At 65.1% G+C, this 17619-nt stretch carries 15 protein-coding genes; 13 read left to right on the forward strand and 2 right to left on the reverse strand.

All coding sequences use genetic code 11. The annotated features are described in order from the left end of the window. Positions 1 to 83 precede the first annotated feature (83 nt). Positions 84 to 2789 (reverse strand): aminopeptidase N, encoded by a 2706-nt coding sequence (gene pepN / locus HV711_RS10585; protein WP_035479418.1) that lies wholly within the window; start codon positions 2787 to 2789, stop codon positions 84 to 86. Positions 2790 to 3042: 253 nt separating this feature from the next. On the opposite strand from pepN, the gene HV711_RS10590 reads away from it, so the two are divergent. Continuing rightward, the gene (locus HV711_RS10590) at positions 3043 to 3747 is read left to right on the forward strand and encodes a DUF4136 domain-containing protein (protein ID WP_035479421.1); all 705 of its coding nucleotides are present in this window, start codon (positions 3043 to 3045) and stop codon (positions 3745 to 3747) included. 46 nt (positions 3748 to 3793) lie between these two features. Here HV711_RS10590 and HV711_RS10595 read toward each other — a convergent pair whose 3' ends face one another. Further along, positions 3794 to 4366, reverse strand: a complete 573-nt coding sequence (locus tag HV711_RS10595; RefSeq protein WP_013589301.1) for a TMEM165/GDT1 family protein — start codon at positions 4364 to 4366, stop codon at positions 3794 to 3796. A 735-nt stretch (positions 4367 to 5101) separates the two neighbouring features. Here HV711_RS10595 and HV711_RS10600 point away from each other — a divergent pair. From HV711_RS10600 to HV711_RS10655, 12 genes are read left to right on the forward strand one after another with little or no spacing between them, the layout of a single operon-like run. Beyond that, a complete protein-coding gene (locus HV711_RS10600) occupies positions 5102 to 5905 on the forward strand; it encodes a beta-ketoacyl synthase chain length factor (protein ID WP_035479483.1) in 804 nt (267 codons plus the stop codon). Beyond that, entirely contained in the window at positions 5889 to 6683 is a 795-nt protein-coding gene (locus HV711_RS10605; protein WP_035479424.1) for a lysophospholipid acyltransferase family protein, read from the forward strand. The genes HV711_RS10600 and HV711_RS10605 overlap by 17 nt, the downstream gene beginning before the upstream one ends. Further along, positions 6658 to 6957, forward strand: coding sequence for a phosphopantetheine-binding protein (locus HV711_RS10610; RefSeq protein WP_013589298.1), 300 nt, complete (start codon positions 6658 to 6660; stop codon positions 6955 to 6957). Before HV711_RS10605 ends, HV711_RS10610 begins: the two co-directional genes overlap by 26 nt. Positions 6958 to 6959: 2 nt before the next feature. Beyond that, the gene (locus tag HV711_RS10615; protein ID WP_027212374.1) at positions 6960 to 7211 is read left to right on the forward strand and encodes an acyl carrier protein; all 252 of its coding nucleotides are present in this window, start codon (positions 6960 to 6962) and stop codon (positions 7209 to 7211) included. Continuing rightward, positions 7211 to 7876: a COG4648 family protein gene (locus tag HV711_RS10620; RefSeq protein WP_035479427.1), complete on the forward strand. Its 666-nt coding sequence runs from the start codon at positions 7211 to 7213 to the stop codon at positions 7874 to 7876. Before HV711_RS10615 ends, HV711_RS10620 begins: the two co-directional genes overlap by 1 nt. Beyond that, entirely contained in the window at positions 7873 to 9567 is a 1695-nt protein-coding gene (locus HV711_RS10625; RefSeq protein ID WP_035479429.1) for an ApeI family dehydratase, read from the forward strand. The genes HV711_RS10620 and HV711_RS10625 overlap by 4 nt, the downstream gene beginning before the upstream one ends. After that, complete coding sequence (locus tag HV711_RS10630) at positions 9567 to 11291, forward strand: glycosyltransferase family 2 protein (protein WP_035479432.1); 1725 nt, start codon at positions 9567 to 9569, stop codon at positions 11289 to 11291. Before HV711_RS10625 ends, HV711_RS10630 begins: the two co-directional genes overlap by 1 nt. Further along, entirely contained in the window at positions 11278 to 12891 is a 1614-nt protein-coding gene (locus HV711_RS10635; protein WP_028360862.1) for an HAL/PAL/TAL family ammonia-lyase, read from the forward strand. The genes HV711_RS10630 and HV711_RS10635 overlap by 14 nt, the downstream gene beginning before the upstream one ends. Continuing rightward, positions 12888 to 13319 carry an acyl-CoA thioesterase gene (locus HV711_RS10640; protein WP_015003518.1) on the forward strand — a complete coding sequence of 144 codons (432 nt, stop codon included), beginning with the start codon at positions 12888 to 12890 and terminating at the stop codon, positions 13317 to 13319. Before HV711_RS10635 ends, HV711_RS10640 begins: the two co-directional genes overlap by 4 nt. Beyond that, entirely contained in the window at positions 13307 to 13975 is a 669-nt protein-coding gene (locus HV711_RS10645) for a LolA family protein (protein ID WP_035479434.1), read from the forward strand. The genes HV711_RS10640 and HV711_RS10645 overlap by 13 nt, the downstream gene beginning before the upstream one ends. After that, on the forward strand, positions 13975 to 16434 hold the full coding sequence (locus tag HV711_RS10650) for an MMPL family transporter (protein ID WP_035479436.1): 2460 nt from the start codon (positions 13975 to 13977) through the stop codon (positions 16432 to 16434). Before HV711_RS10645 ends, HV711_RS10650 begins: the two co-directional genes overlap by 1 nt. Beyond that, positions 16431 to 17615, forward strand: a complete 1185-nt coding sequence (locus HV711_RS10655; protein WP_028360859.1) for a beta-ketoacyl-[acyl-carrier-protein] synthase family protein — start codon at positions 16431 to 16433, stop codon at positions 17613 to 17615. Before HV711_RS10650 ends, HV711_RS10655 begins: the two co-directional genes overlap by 4 nt. Positions 17616 to 17619: the final 4 nt, after the last annotated feature.

The following is a 17619-nucleotide window of genomic DNA, read 5'->3' on the forward strand; positions in this document are numbered from 1 at the left end:
GGCGACCTTCGCACGAAAGGCGGGCGAAAAAAAGCCGGCAACGCGTGCCGGCTTGTCCGTGTCGAGCGCCGCTCAAACGCGCATCATGCGAGCGCCTTCTCGACGATCTCGCGCACGTCACGCGACTTCACCTGCGACGCGACTTTCTCGAGCGCCGCACGCATGCCTTCGCGCAGCGTCGGCGTAAAGCGGCGCCACAATTCGAGCGAGCGCGCGAGGCGGGCGGCCACTTGCGGATTGATGGCGTCGAGCGCGATCACCTGGTCCGCCCAGAACGCATAGCCCGAGCCGTCTCCGGCGTGGAATTGCGCAGGGTTCGCCGCGCAGAAGCTGGAGATCAGCGAGCGGGCGCGGTTCGGATTTTTCAGATTGAACGCGGGATGCGTCATCAGCTTGCGCACGATGTCGATCACGGGACGCTGCGCACTGCCGCGCTGCGTAGCCTGCAAGGCGAACCACTTGTCGATGACGAGCGGCTCCTTCTCGAAGCGCTGGTAAAAGTCGTCGAGCGCATGCTGCGCCTCAGCGCTGCCGCCATCGGCCGCGGCTGCGTTGAGCAGCGCCGACAGGGCCGCGGCGCGGTCGGTCATGTTGTTCGCCGCATCATATTGCGCGGACGCGAGCCGCACCGCTTCCGTCGGGTCATCGAGTTCGGTGAGATAAGACAGCGCGAGGTTCTTCAGCGCGCGATGGCCGGCCGCCGCCGGCGTGGCCTCATACGGGCCGGGCGTGCGGTGCTGGTCGTAGATCTTTAGCCATTCGGCCTTGAGCGCGTTGGCGAGACGCTTGCGCACGAACTGCCGCGCCGCATGCACGGCCGCCGGATTCGATTCAGCCATCTGCTCGGCCAGGTACGCTTCGGACGGCAGCATCAGCGCCAGTTCACGGAACGCCGGCGACAGCGATTCATCCGTGAGCACGCGAGCGAACGCTGCGACCACCGAGTCGTCGAGCTCCAGTTGAGCACCCGTTGCGGCGCTTGCCGCGAGCGTCAGCAATTCGCGCGTGGCGAGCCGCTGACCGGCTTCCCACCTGTTGAACGGATCGCTGTCGTGCGCGAGGAGGAAGGCCAACTGTTCGGCGGAGTAATCGTATTCCACGATCACCGGCGCGGAGAAATTGCGCAACAGCGACGGCAGCGGCTCCTGCCCCACGTTGACAAACGTGAAGGTCTGTTCCGCCTGCGTCAGTTCGAGCACGCGTGTAGTCGCTGCGGACGCTTGCGCCTCGCCTTCCAGTTGCAGCGGCAGATCCTTGCCGTCCTTGCCGATCAGGCCGATCGCAAACGGAATCAGCAGCGGTCCCTTCTGCGTTTCGCGAGCAGCCGGCGCGGCCTCGCCGTAACCCTGCGCGAGCGTCAGACGGTAGCGCTGCGTCGCGGCGTCGTAAGCGGCGCGAACCGAGACACGCGGCGTGCCCGCCTGGCTGTACCAGCGCTCGAACTGCGCGAGATCGCGGCCGTTCGCGTCGGCGAGCGCATGGCGAAAGTCGTCGCAGGTGACCGCCTGGCCGTCATGACGCTTGAAGTACAGGTCCATGCCCTTGCGGAAACCTTCGCGGCCGAACAGCGTCTGATACATTCGCACGACTTCGGCGCCTTTTTCGTAGACGGTCATCGTGTAGAAGTTGTTGATTTCGACGTAGCTCTCCGGGCGCACCGGGTGGGCCATCGGGCCGGCGTCTTCGGCGAACTGCATCTGGCGCAGCACGCGCACGTCTTCGATGCGCTTCGTCGCGCGCGCCGCTTCGTCGCTGCCGTTGGTCTGGCCGCCCGCCATGTCGGCCGAGAACTCCTGGTCGCGGAACACCGTGAGGCCTTCCTTGAGGCTCAGCTGGAACCAGTCGCGGCAGGTCACGCGGTTGCCCGTCCAGTTATGGAAATACTCGTGGCCGACCACGGCCTCGATGTTCGCAAAGTCCGTGTCTGTAGCCGTTTCCGGGTTCGCCAGCACGTACTTCGTGTTGAAGATGTTGAGCCCCTTGTTCTCCATCGCGCCCATGTTGAAGTCGCTCACGGCGACGATCATGAAGCGGTCCAGATCCAGCTCGAGCCCGAAACGCGTTTCGTCCCAGCGGATCGAGTTGATGAGCGAATCCATTGCGTGACGGGTCTTGTCGAGATCGTGCGGCTCGACCCAGACCTGCAGCAGCTTTTCCTTGCCCGAGCCGGTCTTGACGCGCTCTTCGAGTGCGACGAGTTTGCCGGCGACCAGCGCGAACAGATAGCTCGGCTTCCTGAACGGATCTTCCCAGCGCGCGAAATGACGGCCGTCGGGCAGATCGCCTTCCTCGAGCAGATTGCCGTTCGAGAGCAGCACCGGATAGTCGGCCTTGCTGGCGCGCAGCGTGACCGTGTAGGTGGACATGACGTCCGGCCGGTCGAGGAAGTAGGTGATGCGGCGAAAGCCCTCGGCCTCACACTGCGTGAAGAAGTTTCCGCTCGACACATACAGGCCCGACAGCGTGGTATTCGCCGCCGGATTGCAGATGCTCGCGAGCGACAGTTCGAAACTGTCGGGCACGTTGTCGAGCACGAGACCATGCTCATGCGGCCGCGCGTTGGCGAACGGCTGGCCGTCGAGCGTGGCGCTGACGAACTCCAGTTGCTCGCCCATCAACTCCAGATGCGGCGCGCGAGTGGCGTCCGGGTTGCGGCGCACCCGCATCGTGTTCCGGACAACGGTGCGTTCGGGCAGCAGATCGAACTCGAGTGCGACGGTATCGATCAGAAAAGCGGGCGGCGCATAATCGGCGCGGCGGATCACATTGGGCGTTGCGGTATCGGCCATGGCGTTCTGTAGTGATGGGACTCGAGCGGCCGGCGCGCATGAGTACGCGAGCCGGGCTTGTCGAGCCATTGTACAAAGCCTCGGGCGATTGTGCGGAGGGCGCTTTTCCGAATGGCCGTCTGGCCGATGCGCTTTCGGGCGCCCGGGCGCGCACTCGCCGTCCGGAATCTGGGCGGACCGGAACGGCGGGCAGGGCCTTTGGTCTACGTACAATAGAAATACGCGCCAACACAAACGCTTCACGAGGTAGACCATGAAAACGAATTCCTGGACGCGCCGCGCCATGCTGCTGCTTGCGGCGCTGACCGCGCTGCTGTCCGGTTGTACGACTTATGTGACCACGCAGGTCACCGCTTTTTCCGACTGGAGCGGCAGCGACGCCACCCGCACTTATGCGTTCACGCGTGAACCGGAACAGCGGAGCAATCTGGAACTGAGTACTTATGAGCGCATCGTCGCCAACGAGCTCGCCACGCACGCGTTCCGCCAGGTCGACCGGAATGAAGCGCGCTATCTCGTCGGGCTTTCCTACGGCATTCGTTCGGACCTGGTGACGGTCGCCGAGCCGGTGTACTACAACCCGTGGCCCGCGCCTTATTGGGGCTGGGGCCGGCCGTTCGATCCGTGGGGCCCATGGGGGCCGTTTCCTGCCGGATATGTCAACCAGAGCTACCCGATCTTCACCCATCTGCTCGGCGTGCGGATCACCGAGCGGGCGACCGGCAAGGAGGTCTACAACGTGAGCGCGCGCAACTCGGGCGCGGAGTCGTCGCTGGTGCGGGCCATGCCGTATCTCGCGCGCAGTGCGCTCGCCGACTTCCCGCTTGGCAACGGCGTCGTTCGTACGGTGAAAATTCCGCTCGACCGAAACGGCGGCACTTCCAACGAAACCGCCGCTGGCGCCGCTGCTGCTGCTTCAGCGCCTGCGGCCGCGCCGAGCGCCAAAGCCGTGCAATGAGCGAGCGCAAGGGGGCGACCATGCGTGCCCGGAGCGCGCGTTATGTTCAGAGGCCGCCGCCGAACAGCGCCATCGTCCCCAGCACCACGAAGAGAATGGCGGCGATGCCGTGCACGAGCTTCGTCGGCAGACGGTGCGCGAAGCGGTCGCCGAGCAGGATGGCCGGCACGTTGGCGATCATCATGCCGAGCGTCGTGCCGGCCACCACGCCGAAGAAGTCGTGAAAGCGGGCGGCGAGCGCCACCGTCGCAATCTGCGTCTTGTCGCCCATTTCGGCGAGAAAGAAGGCCACGACAGTGGCGCCGAACACGCCAAGGTGCGTGCGGTTCGCGTTGGCTTCGTCGTCGTCGAGCTTGTCGGGCACGAGAATCCACAACCCCATGCCGATAAACGAAACAGCCAGCGCCCAGCGCATGAGGGTCGGCGTGAGCAGCGACCCGAGCCATGCGCCGAGCGCGCCCGCGCCCGCGTGATTGACAAGCGTCGCGGCCAGCACGCCGAGGATGATCGGCACCGGCTTGCGATAGCGGGCGGCCAGAACCAGCGACAGCAATTGCGTCTTGTCGCCGATCTCGGCGAGCGCGACCGCTCCGGTCGAAATGAGAAAAGCGTGAATCACGTGTTTTGAGTCCCCGGGCCAAGAAATGTGCGAGCGACGACCCACGACACGCCGGGCCCAATTACGGCGGGGTGTGGGTCATCGGTCTCGCCAGGCCAGAGGCTGCGGCTGCCATGGCCGTGACGGCCAAGTCTGTTGACAGGCGCCCCCGCGAGCGCACGTTCAGCGAGCCTGGCGCGATTGCCGGGCGAACGTGCCGCAGGGCGGCTACGGATTATAGCAGGCGCAGCGGCGCGGTAGCCGGGCCGGGCGTGCCGCTGTCGGGAATGCGAATGTATGGAACTGCAACAGCCGTCTTAGAAAGTTAATTGAAAGTATTTCGGCCATTTTCTTTACATGTGCCTCCTCGTTGCGACCCTGAATGCCGGCAAAACCGCGTCTCCAGGGATATTCCCAAGGTGCGGCCCGAGATCTCTGCAAATTCGCAATACGATTTAAACCACCGTCGCAACGACGAGACGGATACAGACGGATACGTCTTTAGTGGCTGATTTAATCCAGAATATTCAGTATGATTCCGGCGACTAGCTGAGCCCGAGCCAAACCACAAGGCCAATCGTCAAACGGTCTAAATAATCGGGCCAAAGTGCCGTTAATTCGCTGAACCCTACAAAAGAAGTCTGGATTGTCCTCCGGCTGGAGATTTGCCGGTCCGCGCGGCGCGCATACGCTGTGACGGCTGCGTATTCCGTCAGGCGCTTCAGCCTCTCCTTGCATCAACGCGCGAACACCGATATGCCCGATCCGCACTGGACCATTCCGGTCGCTCGCTGGTCTAGCTGGCCTGCTGCCGCATCTGCCGCACCCGACATCGGCTTTATCGAGCCGATCGTGCGGCGGCGTCTCAGCACGCTCTCCCGCGTCGCGCTGAAGGTCGCGCACGATTGTGTCGGCGGCAATGAGGCGCGTGTGGTGTTCGCCTCGCGGCACGGCGAACTGCGCCGCACCACGGACATCCTTCGTACCATCAGCGCCGGCGAGCCTGTGTCACCCACCGCCTTCAGCCTGTCCGTCCTCAATGCGATGACCGGTGTGTTCGGCATCGCCCGCGGCGACCGCTCGGCCGCGAGCGCGATTTCGGCGGGTCCGGAAACGCTCGGCTATGCGCTTCTCGAAGCCTATGCGCAACACGCGGCGCAGCCGGCGTCGCCGGTGCTGCTCGTGTATGCCGACGAACCGGCCGACCCGGCATACGGAACCATCGAAGACGAAGTGCAGGGCGGGGCGATTGCGCTGCTGCTCAGCAGCGAAGCCGGGCAGGGCCATCTGGTGTGCGCGCGCCTGGCATCGCCGGCCGGGCAGCAGTCGGAGCCAGCGGAGCAACGCGCGAGGACCGCCGTGAGCACCAGCGGTACCGCGAGCGCAATGAGCGCAATGAGCGAGAGGAGCCAATCAGTCGGCGCCGCCGATGCTGAGACCGCGACCCGCTTCGCCACGCAGAGCCAGGCGCTGGTGCATTGTCTGGAAACCGGTAGACCCGCCGCGTGGCAAGGCGACGGTACGCTATGGCATTGGGGATGGCATGACCGAGCGGCTTGATTACGCCTGGCGATTCTTGGCCACCGGCATGGCTTTCCTGGTGTTCGGCATCTGCGGCGTGCTGTTTTCGGTGCTGGTGTTCCCGCTCGCGTGGCTGTGGCCGCATCGGGCCTCGCGACAGTTTGCCGTGACGGGCGTGATCCATTGGTTTTTCCGCGCGCTCGTCGCCGTGTTGCAGCGGGTCGGCGTGATGGAGCTGGAAGTCTGCGGGGCGGACGCATTGCGCGCGCGCAAGCCGTCTATCGTGGTGGCCAATCACCCCACCTACCTCGACGTGATGGTGCTGCTTTCGCTCACGCCGCACGCGTGCTGCGTCGTGAAAAACGCGCACTGGAGCAACCCGTGTTTCTGGGGCATCGTGCGATCGGCGGAATATGTGAGCAACGCCGATCCCGCGGAACTCGTGGAAGCCGGTGCAAGGCAGCTCGCGGCAGGCTATACCATGATCATTTTTCCGGAAGGCACGCGCAGCCCGGCGCGCAACCGGCTGCATGCTTTCTCGCGCGGGTTCGCGCATATGGCGCTCAAGGCGGACGCGCCGATCGTGCCGGTGCTGATGGATTGCGATCCGCCCGCGTTCACGAAAGAAATGCGCTGGTACCACGTGCCCGCGCGAGCGTTCCGCATGCGCGTGAACGTGCTCGCGCCGCTTCCGGTAGACCGGCTTGCAGCAGACGACATTACACCGGCACTCGCCGCGCGCAGCGTGACGAGCGCCGTCGAAGCACATATCACTCAGCACCTGTTCGATTATGGATTCTTTAAAACTGGAAATTAAGCAACTCCTGATCGAAGCGCTCGATCTGGAAGACCTGAGCCCCGCCGATATCGACGACGACGCACCGTTGTTTGATACCGACGGCATCGGTCTCGATTCGATCGACGCACTCGAAATCGGCATCGTGCTGCGCAAACAATATCAATTGACCATTGCGGCAAACGACGAACGCACGCGCGAACACTTCCGCTCGATCAGCACGCTGGCCGCGCTGGTGGCGAGTCAGCGCGAAGCGGCGCATACCGCGAACGAAACCAACAGCAAAGGGGAATGACCGTGTCCGAGGCAGAGATTCTTGAACGCATCCGCGCCATCTTCAAAGAGAACTTCGCAATCGAACCCGAAAGCGTGACGCCTGAAGCGCATCTGTTCGAAGACCTCGATCTGGACAGCATCGACGCAGTCGACCTCGCGATCAAGCTGCAGGAAATGACGGGGCGCCGCATCAAGCCCGAAGAGTTCAAGTCCGTGCGCACGGTCGGCGACGTGATCGGCGCGGTCGAATCGCTGCTCGCGGCTCAAGGCTGATGCCAGCCACGCGCTCGCGAGCGCCGGCAGCGGAAGATCGTGCCGACGGCGCTTCGTCCACTGATGGGCGCCATGGACTCAAGGCAGTCGTGCAAGTGCTGGTGAAACTCGCCTATCCGGCATTGATCCTGTGTGCATGGCGTTGGGACACGCCGCGTTATGTCGGCTGCATGCTGTTTGCCATTCTCTGGTTGCAGCGCTGCGCCGGCAGCGGTCCGGTCGCGACCTCGCTGCGCCGCCTCTCCGCGATTGACTGGACGGTGGTCGGTCTGCTGAGTTGCGCGTCGGCGGCGATTGTGCTGACCAACAGCGAGTTGCTGCTGCGGCTGTATCCGTCGCTCGTCAACCTCGGTTTGCTGATCGCCTTCGGCGCGACGCTCGTGCGCGGTCCGTCGATGATCGAAAAATTCGCGCGCCTCGGCAAGCGCGATCTGCCGCCCGGCGCGGTGCGCCATACGCGGCGCGTGACTCAGGTGTGGTGTGGGTTCTTTGTGCTGAACGGCGTTTTTTCCGCGCATACCGCGCTCTACTGGAGCCGCGCGAGCTGGTCGCTCTATAACGGCGCGATTGCCTATCTGCTGATCGGTGTGCTGCTCGTCGCGGAAGTCGTGTGGCGTTATCTCGTCGTGCTGCCGCGCGCCGCGCGTTCGGAGGCGGCCTCATGATCGCGTTGCACGATCTGTTAGCGGTGCCGCTCGACGCAGCCGGCCGCAACGTTCCGGTTTGCCGAGATGGTGCCGCCGTGCTCGATCGCGCAGCCTTTCGCGCGCGGGTGGCGGCGCTGGTGTCGCTGGTGCAATCGCAGGCGGCGCAGCGCTATGCGTTGTGTATCGACGATCCGTTCGATTTCGCCTGCGCCTTGTTCGCGCTCTTCGCCTGCGGCAAGGAACCGGTGATTCCCGCGAACGCGACGCCCGGCTATCTCGCCGATCTCGCCGAAGCGTACGACTTCATATTGACGGACGCCACGCTGCCGCCACACACGCAAGCGGACGCCTTCGCATCCACGCACAACACGCGCATCGACCCGCAAGCGCCCCTCACGCTCTACACGTCGGGCAGCAGCGGCCGTCCCAAGCCGATCCGCAAGACGCTTGCGCAGTTCAATGCCGAAGTGCACACGCTCGAGAAGCAGTGGGGCGTTCTGGTGGGCGACGCGACGATGCTCGCGAGCGTGCCGCATCACCATATCTACGGCCTGCTGTTTCGCGTGATGTGGCCGCTTGCCGCCGGTCGTGCGTTCGACCGCGACGTCAGCATCGAACCGCTGCATTTGCAAACGCAGATCGCGCAAGGCGGGGCTGCGGTGATCGTATCGACGCCAGCGCAACTGTCGCGCTGGCCCGCCTTGCCGGGCTTCGCCACATTGACGCCTGCACCGCGCGCGTTCTTTTCGTCGGGCGGTCCGCTCGCGCTCGAAGCCGCGCAGCAATACGCAGCGGCTTACGGCGCCGCGCCGCTCGAAATCTACGGCAGCACGGAGACGGGCGGCATCGCATGGCGTCGCCAGGATCAGACCGATGCCTGGCAACCGGTGACCGGCATCGAAGTGCGTCGCGACGAGGACGGCGCGCTCAACGTGCGCTCGCCGCATCTCAACCACAACGGCTGGCATCGCACGGACGACAAGATCGGGCTCGACGCGCAAGGCCGCTTCCGCTTGCAGGGTCGCCTGGACCGCGTGCTCAAGCTGGACGGCAAGCGTGTGTCGCTGCCGGAACTGGAGGCACGCCTCGCGCTGCATCCGTACGTGATGCAGGCGGCCATTGCGCCGCTCGCTGGCGGCGCGCGCAAGCGCGTCGGCGCGGTCGTCGCGTTGACAGAAGCCGGCAATGAAGCGCTGCGCGACGAAGGGCGCGTGAGCCTCGCGCAAAGTCTGCGGCGGCATCTCGCCGATTACTTCGACGCTGTGGTGTTGCCGCGCCATTGGCGCTTTCGCCTTGCGTTGCCGTTCGACGCTCGCGGCAAGCTGCCGGTCGCGGCGGTCGCAGCCGCGTTCGAGCCCCGCCCTGAAGGCTTCGAGCTGCTTGCCGAGGCGCGCAGCGGCGACACGCTTCACTACGAATTGCGCGTGCCGCCCACGCTCGTTCATTTCTCCGGCCACTTCCCCGGCCTGCCGATTCTGCCGGGCGTGGTGCAGGTCGACTGGGCGATGCGTCTTGCCGCCGAACAACTGCTGGGTGTGCGCGGCGTGAACTCGATCGATCGTTTGAAGTTCATGGCGCCGGTTTCGCCTGGTGCGGTGTTGAAGCTGACGCTCGCACACGATGCCGCGCGTCGGCGCGTGCAGTTCGCGTACCAGTTGAACGATCGCGAATGTGCGTCGGGCATGATTGTGTATCGGGAGGACACCTGATGAGTTTCGCTCCCTGCATCGTCATTCCGATCTACAACCACAAGGATGCGATTGGCGCGACCGTCGCTCATCTCGCGGTGCACGGCCTGCCGATTTTCGTCGTCGATGACGGCAGCGACGAGGCGACTCAACACGTGCTCGCCGAACTGGCGCAACAGTACGCAGCGCAACTCACGTTGCTGCGTCTGCCGGTCAACGGCGGCAAAGGTGCGGCGGTGATGGCCGGTCTGCGCGCGGCGCGCGACGCGAACTACACGCACGCGTTACAGATCGACGCCGACGGACAGCACGACGCCAGCGACGTGCCCCGTTTTATCGAAGCCGCGCATGCCGCGCCGGGCGCCGTGATTCTAGGTCGGCCCGTGTATGACGAGAGCGTGCCGAAAGCGCGCCTCTACGGCCGTTATCTGACCCACGTGTGGGTGTGGATCGAGACGCTTTCGCTAACCATCCGCGATTCGATGTGCGGTTTCCGGCTGTATCCGCTTACCCTTGCGTGTGAACTGATAGACAGCGTGCAGTTACCCACGCGCATGGACTTCGACATTGAGATCCTCGTGCGTCTGTATTGGCGGCGCGCGGCGTTTCGCGCGATTCCGACCCGCGTCACGTATGCAAGCGACGGCGTGTCGCATTTTGATGTGCTGTGGGACAACGTTCGCATCAGCCGCAGTCACACACGGCTCGTGTGCGGCATGCTGCTGCGTCTGCCGATGCTCGTCGCGCACAAGTTCATGCCGCGCCGTAGCGCGCCCGCCGAGGTGCAAGGCGACGTGAACCCGCAGGACTGGTGGCGTATCGCGGAGCGTGGCAGTCACCTCGGCATGTCTTTGCTTGCCCTCAGTTGCAAGCTGCTCGGACGGCGTTTCACCGCGCTGTGGCTGCATCCTGTGGTCGCGTATTTTCTGCTGACGGGGCGCGCCGCGCGCGAGGCCTCGGCTCATTACTTCACGCGTTTGCGCGAAGCCGCGCCGCATGGCGATACGCCTCGCCCCGGCTGGTTTTCCGCGTATCGTCATATGCTGGCGTTCGCGCAATCGGGCTTTGACAAGCTCGCGGCGTGGTCCGGCCGCGTAAACGACGCCGACGTCACCTTTGAAGATCCTTCGGCGTTCGAAGCATTGATCGCGAGCGGCAAGGGCGCGCTCGTGATCGGCGCGCATCTCGGCAATCTCGAGATGACGCGGGCGCTCGCCGCGCAGGGCGCTTATGCGAAAGTGACGGCCGTGGTCTACACCGAGCACGCGCGGCGCTTCAATAGCGTGCTGGCGTCCGCGAACAGCGAGTTCGCACGGCGTCTGCTCGAAGTCGCCGACTTCGGGCCCGAAACCGCGATGTTGATGCAGGAGCGCGTCGACGCCGGCGAGTTGCTCGTGATCGTGGGCGACCGCGTGCCCGCGCACGAGGCCGGCCGCACGACCGAGGCGCGTTTTCTCGGCGCCGATGCCCCGTTCGCGCAAGGCCCCTATGTGTTGGCGCATGCGCTTGGCTGTCCTGTGTATCTGTTCTTCTGCCTGAAAGAGCGCGACGGTTATCGTCTCTACTTCGAGCCGTTTGCGGAGCGCATCGAGTTGCCGCGCCGCGAACGCACGCAGCACCTCGCGGCGTGGGCGCAGCGTTATGCGCTGCGTCTCGAACATTATTGCCGCAAGGCACCTTACCAATGGTTCAATTTCTTCGATTTCTGGGCCAGCCCCAAGCGAGGCGCGAATGGCCGAACATGATCTGATCGACGCGCCGGGTGCCGGCATGAATGCGGCTGACACGCCCGATACCGACGCGGTGCCCGTCGTCATCGGTGCGCGCAAGCTGAGTATCGAGGAAGTAGTGGCGATCGCGCAGCATCGCGTGCCGGTCGCATTGAACGCAGACCCCGCGTGGCGCGCACGCATTCAACGCGGCGCGGATTTTCTGCGCCGCCATCTTGCGGCGGGCGCCACCGTGTACGGCGTCAATACCGGTTACGGCGATGCCTGCGTGGTGGACGTGCCGATGGAACTCGTCGAGGCTTTGCCCTTACAGCTCACGCGTTATCACGGCTGCGGCATGGGCCATTATCTCGACGACGCACAGACGCTCGCCGTCATCGCCGCGCGTCTGAACTCGCTCGCGTATGGCTTTTCCGGCGTGCGTCCCGTGCTGCTCCAACGTCTCGCGGACCTCGTCAATCGGCGTGTGCTGCCGCGCATTCCGTCTGAGGGCTCGGTCGGCGCGAGCGGCGACCTCACGCCGCTTTCGTATGTCGCCGCCGCGCTCGCGGGCGAACGCGACGTGATGTTCGAAGGACGCCTGCGCGATGCGCGCGACGTGTGGCGCGAACTCGGCTACACGCCGCTCACGCTCGCGCCGAAAGAAGGCCTCGCGTTGATGAACGGCACCGCGGTAATGACCGGTCTCGCCTGTCTCGCCTTCGCGCGGGCGGATCATCTGACGCGGCTCGCCGCGCGCCTCACGGCGCTCTGCACGATTGCGCTCGACGGCCGTGCCGCGCATTTCGATGCGACGCTCTTCGAAGTGAAGCCGCACGCCGGTCAGGCGCAGGCTGCGGCATGGATTCGCGACGATCTGACGGGCCGCGACGATACGCCGGGCCACCGCTTGCAGGATCGCTACTCGATCCGTTGCGCGCCGCACATTATCGGCGTGGCGCGCGACGCGCTCAGTTGGGTGCGCCGCGACGTCGAAAACGAACTGAACAGCGCGAACGATAATCCGCTGATCGACCCCGACAACGAGCGCGTGCTGCACGGCGGCAACTTCTATGGCGGACATATCGCGTTCGCGATGGATTCGCTGAAGGTCGCGGTTGCCAATCTCGCGGATCTGATGGACCGGCAGTTGGCGCTTCTCGTCGACGTCAATTTCAACAATGGCCTGCCGCGTAACCTGAGCGGCGCGGCGCCCGCGCGCGCCGCTATCAATCACGGCTTCAAGGCTGTGCAGATTTCGTCGTCCGCGTGGACGGCCGAGGCGCTGAAAAACACCATGCCCGCGAGTGTTTTCTCGCGTTCGACCGAGGCGCACAACCAGGACAAGGTCAGCATGGGCACGATTGCCGCGCGCGACTGCCTGCGTGTGCTCGAACTGACCGAGCAGGTGGCCGCGGCGCACACGCTTGCTGCCGTGCAGGCAGCGCGTTTGCGCGTCAGGATCGACAGCGCGACGCCGGTTCCCGCACCGTTGCACACGTTTATGGAAAGCGTCGGCGCCCAGTCGCCTTTCGTCGACGAAGACCGCGCGCTCGAACACGATCTGCGTGCATTGACCGCGCGCATTGCAGCATGCGAGCTGCTGCAGGATTATCGCGGAGGCCAGCCAGCATGAACGTCGCGCGCAAGGTACTCAGCGCCAGTGCCATAGTCGAGGTGCCGTTCCACGACGTCGATGCGATGAACGTGTGCTGGCACGGCCATTACCTCAAGTACTTCGAGATCGGCCGGGCCGCGCTTCTCCGCGCGTTCGATTACGACTACCGCGAAATGCAGGCGTCGGGCTATCTGTGGCCGATCGTGGAAGCGCATTTGAAGTACGTGCGTCCCGCTACGTATGGTCAGAAGATCGACGTGCGCACGCAACTGCTCGAACACGAAAATCGCCTGAAAATAGGCTATGAAATCGTCGATTGCGCGTCGGGCACGCGGCTCACGAAGGGTTACACGATTCAGGTGGCTGTCGATGCCGCGACTGAGGAGTTGCAATTCGTGTCGCCGCCCGTCGTCTTCGAGAAACTGGAGCGCGTATGGGGGCAGTGATTTCTCGCGGGCGGCTGATCAAGGTGCTCGCTGCGCTCACGTTGTCGAGCGCATTGTGCGCGGCGGGCTCACAGGCTGTGGCGGCATCCGCTGACGGCAATCCCGCGCTCGTCTCGCAGATCGCGGCACACCTTGCCGCCGCCAAGGGCGTGCGCGCGCAATTCACGCAAACCCAGACGCTCGCCGCAATGAAGCAGCCGCTCGTCAGCACGGGCTCGCTGCTGTTTCTGCGCGAGCGCGGTGTGATCTGGCAGATCGCGACACCGTACAAGGCCACGTATGTGATGACCGATGCGGGCGTCGCCGAAGTCGACGCGAACGGCCGGCGCGTCACCACGCACAGCGCGCAGGGCGCACGCGGCGTCGCGCAAGTCTCGAAGATGATGCGCGCCATGCTCGGCGGCGACCTTTCCGCGCTGTATTCGCAATTCGACGTGCAGGCCGACGGCAGCGCCGCGCACTGGCGCCTCCAGCTCACGCCGAATCAGCCGCAGATCGCGCAATCCATCAAGGGCCTGCAGATGAGCGGGGGCGATTACTTGCAGAGTTTGCGCATTGCGCTTGCCAACGGCGACACCACGCAACTCGAGTTCAGCAGAAGCGAGATGGTCAGCGAACCTGCGCCTGCCGAACGCACGCTGCTTGGGGCGCCGTAATGGACGTGCTGCAACACAGGTCCGCGAGACACACGTGGGGCGTGCGCGCCGCGTGGCTGCTGCTCGCGCTCGTCGCGGCGCTGTATTGCGGCTGGCGTTTCGCGGGACCGTCGCCGTTGCAGACCAACCTGCTCGCGCTGTTGCCCGCAACCGAAGCGGACCCTGTCGCCGAAAAAGCCGTGGATGCGCTCGCGAGCGCGGTCGGCGACCGCACCGTGCTTCTCGTCACGAGTCGCGACGACGCGCACGCGAAAGCGGCGGCGAGACAGATCGGCGCGTCGCTGCAAAAGAGCGGTGCGTTTGCTTCGGTGACGGCGGAGCTGCCGCCGTTCGACCTGTCGCGGATCGCGGCGCTGTACATGCCGTATCGCTTCGGCCTGCTGACGACCGCCGAGCGCGATGCAATTTCCAGTGCGTCGGCTTCTTCGCTGCAGGACACACTCGCTCAACGCATTTACAGTCCATTGCGCGGCGGCCTCGCCACATCGCTATCCGATGATCCGTTCGGCTGGCTCGAACACTGGCTCGGCAATCTGCCGCTTGCGACCTCCAACCTCGAATTCGAAGACGGCCTGCTCGTCTCGCATCAAGGCGACGCGACCAGCGTGCTCGTCGTCGCGACGCTGCCCGGCTCAGCCTATGAAACGAAGACACAGCACGCGGTGCTGACCGCGGTGTCGCAAGGCGAGAGCGCGCTTAAGCAGGCGTTTCCCGACGTGTCGGTGGCACGCACCGGCGCCGTGTTTTACGCCGAATCGGCACGCAGCGCGTCGGAGCGCGAAGTGCATGTGATCGGCATCGCGTCGCTCGTCGGCATTGCGTTGCTCATGATGTGGGTGTTCCGCTCGCCGCGTCTGCTTCTGCTTGGTTTCGTCTCGACGGCGCTCGGCATTGTCTGCGCACTGGCGGTCACGCTGCTTGTGTTCGACAAACTGCATTTGCTGACGCTCGTGTTCGGCGCGAGTCTGATCGGCGAAGCGGTCGATTACTCAATCCAGTATTTCGTGGTGTATCTCGGCGCGGAGCGCGACTGGGATGCGCGGCGCGGCGCGCGCGCAGTGCGTCCCGCGCTCGCCGTTGCGCTGACCACGAGCCTGCTCGGCTACGCGATCCTCACATGGGTGCCGTTTCCGGCGCTCAAACAGATTGCCTGTTTCGCGATGGCGGGCATCGTGACCGCGTTTGCCTCGGTGATGTGGCTGTTGCCCGCGCTGCTGCCGTCCCCGCCGAGGCGCAGCCCGCGGCGCCTGTTCGTGCGCGCGGCGCAGTGGCTGGGCGTCTGGCATCGCGCGATAGGCGGCAGGCGTGCGTGGTTCGTCGCGGCGCTGTTGCTGGCCGCCGCGATTCCAGGCTGGCTGCGCCTCACGAGCGACGACGACATTCACCTGCTCATTCAGCGTGACGCGTCGCTGGTTGCGCAGGAGGACAAGGTACGCGGCGCGGTCGGCGTGGATAACAGTGCGCAGTTTTTCGTCGTGCGCGGCGAGACACCGGAGACGGTGTTGCAGCGCGCGGAGGCGCTCGGCGTGAAGCTCGACGCATTGAACAGTACGCCGAACAAAGTGGGCGGTTATCAATCGGTCGCGCAATTCGTGCCATCGGCACGGCAGCAAAACGAAGACCGCACGTTGCTCGCGCAACATGTATTCGCCGACCCGGCCGCCTTGCGCGCCACACTGCTGCAAGCAGGGTTCAAGGACGACGTTGCCGATGCGTGGATCGCCGCGCAAACCAAACCTCAGGCGCCGCTGACCGTCGAGCGATGGCTCGCCGCGCCATGGTCGCAACCCTACCGGCACTTGTGGCTCGGCCAGGTCGATGCCGCGAGGAAAGCCTATGCGGCCGTGGTGATTCCGCAAGGCGTGACGCCGCGCAACGAGCCCGCCTTGATGGCTGTCGCGCGCGCCGTTCCGGGCGTGGTCTTCGTCGACAAGGCGGCGAGCGTGTCGAAGCTCTTTGGCGCCTATCGCGTGGATAGCGGCTGGTGGCTCGGCGGCGCGCTCACGCTCGTTCTCATGCTCCTGATCGTGCGTTACGCCGCGCAGCCCGCTGCCTCACACGATGCACGGCACGCGGTGTCTTTCCCGCGGCGCGTGCGCGGCGGCGTCGAGGTGACCTTGCCCGTGCTGCTGGCGGTCGGCGTGACGCTCGCCGCATTTGGCTATGCGCGCGTGCCGCTCAATCTGTTCAACTGGCTGGCGCTGATGCTGGTGCTCGGTGTCGGCGCAAACTACGCGGTATTCCTGCGCGAAGGGTGCTTGCGCCCCGACGCGGATCTCGGTGCGGTGTGGACCGGCGTGCTGTTGTCCGCGGCGACCACGCTGCTGTCGTTCGGCATGCTCGGTATGAGCGCGATGCCCGCGTTGAAGAGCTTCGGCGCGACGCTTGCGCTCGGCATTGCCGTATCGGTGCTGCTTGCACCGATCGGCATGCCATCAGATTCCAGGAGGGCCGCTTGAAAGCGCCATCAGTTTATTTGCACGCGCTCGGCATGATCAATGCGCTCGGCGGCGACCTGACGAGCATCGTGCCGGCGCTCCGGGCGAGCGACGCACGCGGCATGGCGACGGTTCACACGGGAATCGGCGACACCTTCGTAGGCAGTGTCGTGACGCCGCTCGACATGGCGCCGCCCACAGATCTCGCCCGCTACGACTGCCGCAACAATCGCTTGCTGCTGGCCGCCCTCGCGCAGATCGCGCCCGCCGTCGACGCGGCGCGCGAGCGCTACGGCGCCGGGCGGATCGGTGTGGTGCTCGGCACGAGCACGTCGGGCATCGAGGCGGCCGAAGCCGCGTTCGTCTATCAGGCGCAAGCGGGCGCGCTGCCGTCGAACTTCAATTACCGGCAGATGGAGATCGGCACGGCTGCGCCGTTTGCGGCAGCCGCACTCGGCGTGAAGGGGCCGGCGTATACGATTTCGACCGCCTGCACGTCGAGCGCGAAGGCATTTGCCTCGGCGCGGCGCTTACTGCAGTTGCAGGTGTGCGACGCCGTGGTGGTAGGCGGTGTCGATTCGTTGTGCGAACTGACGGTGCAAGGCTTTGCTTCGCTCGAGTCGACGAGCGACACGCGCAGCAATCCGATGAGCCGCAATCGCTGCGGCATCAATGTCGGCGAGGGCGCGGCCGTGTTCCTGATGAGCCGCGACGAAGCGGCGGTACGTCTTGCCGGCGTCGGTGAATCGAGCGATGCCCATCATATTTCGTCGCCGGATCCGCACGGCGTGGGCGGCGAACTCGCATTGCGCGAGGCCATTGAGGATGCGGGCATCGCGCCGTCGTCAATTGGCTATGTGAACCTGCACGCCACGGCAACGCGCAAGAACGATGAGATGGAAGCGAAGCTGATGTCGCGTGTGTTTCCCGCAGGCGTGGCGACAAGCGGCACCAAGCCGCTGACGGGACATCAACTCGGCGCGGCGGGCGCGACCGAACTCGGCTTCGCGTGGCTCACGCTCGCGCGCCATGATGTCGCGCTGCCGCGTCATGTGTGGGACGGCGAGGCCGACCCGGCATTGCCGGTGCTCGATCTGGTCGAAAGCGAACGGTTCTTGCCGCGCGGCGCGGGTACGCAATACGCAATGAGCAATTCATTTGCGTTCGGCGGCAGCAACGTCAGTCTGATTCTTGCAGGATGAGCGC

Origin of the sequence: Paraburkholderia phenoliruptrix (genome assembly GCF_902859825.1) — a bacterium.
Taxonomy (GTDB): Bacteria; Pseudomonadota; Gammaproteobacteria; order Burkholderiales; family Burkholderiaceae; genus Paraburkholderia; species Paraburkholderia phenoliruptrix.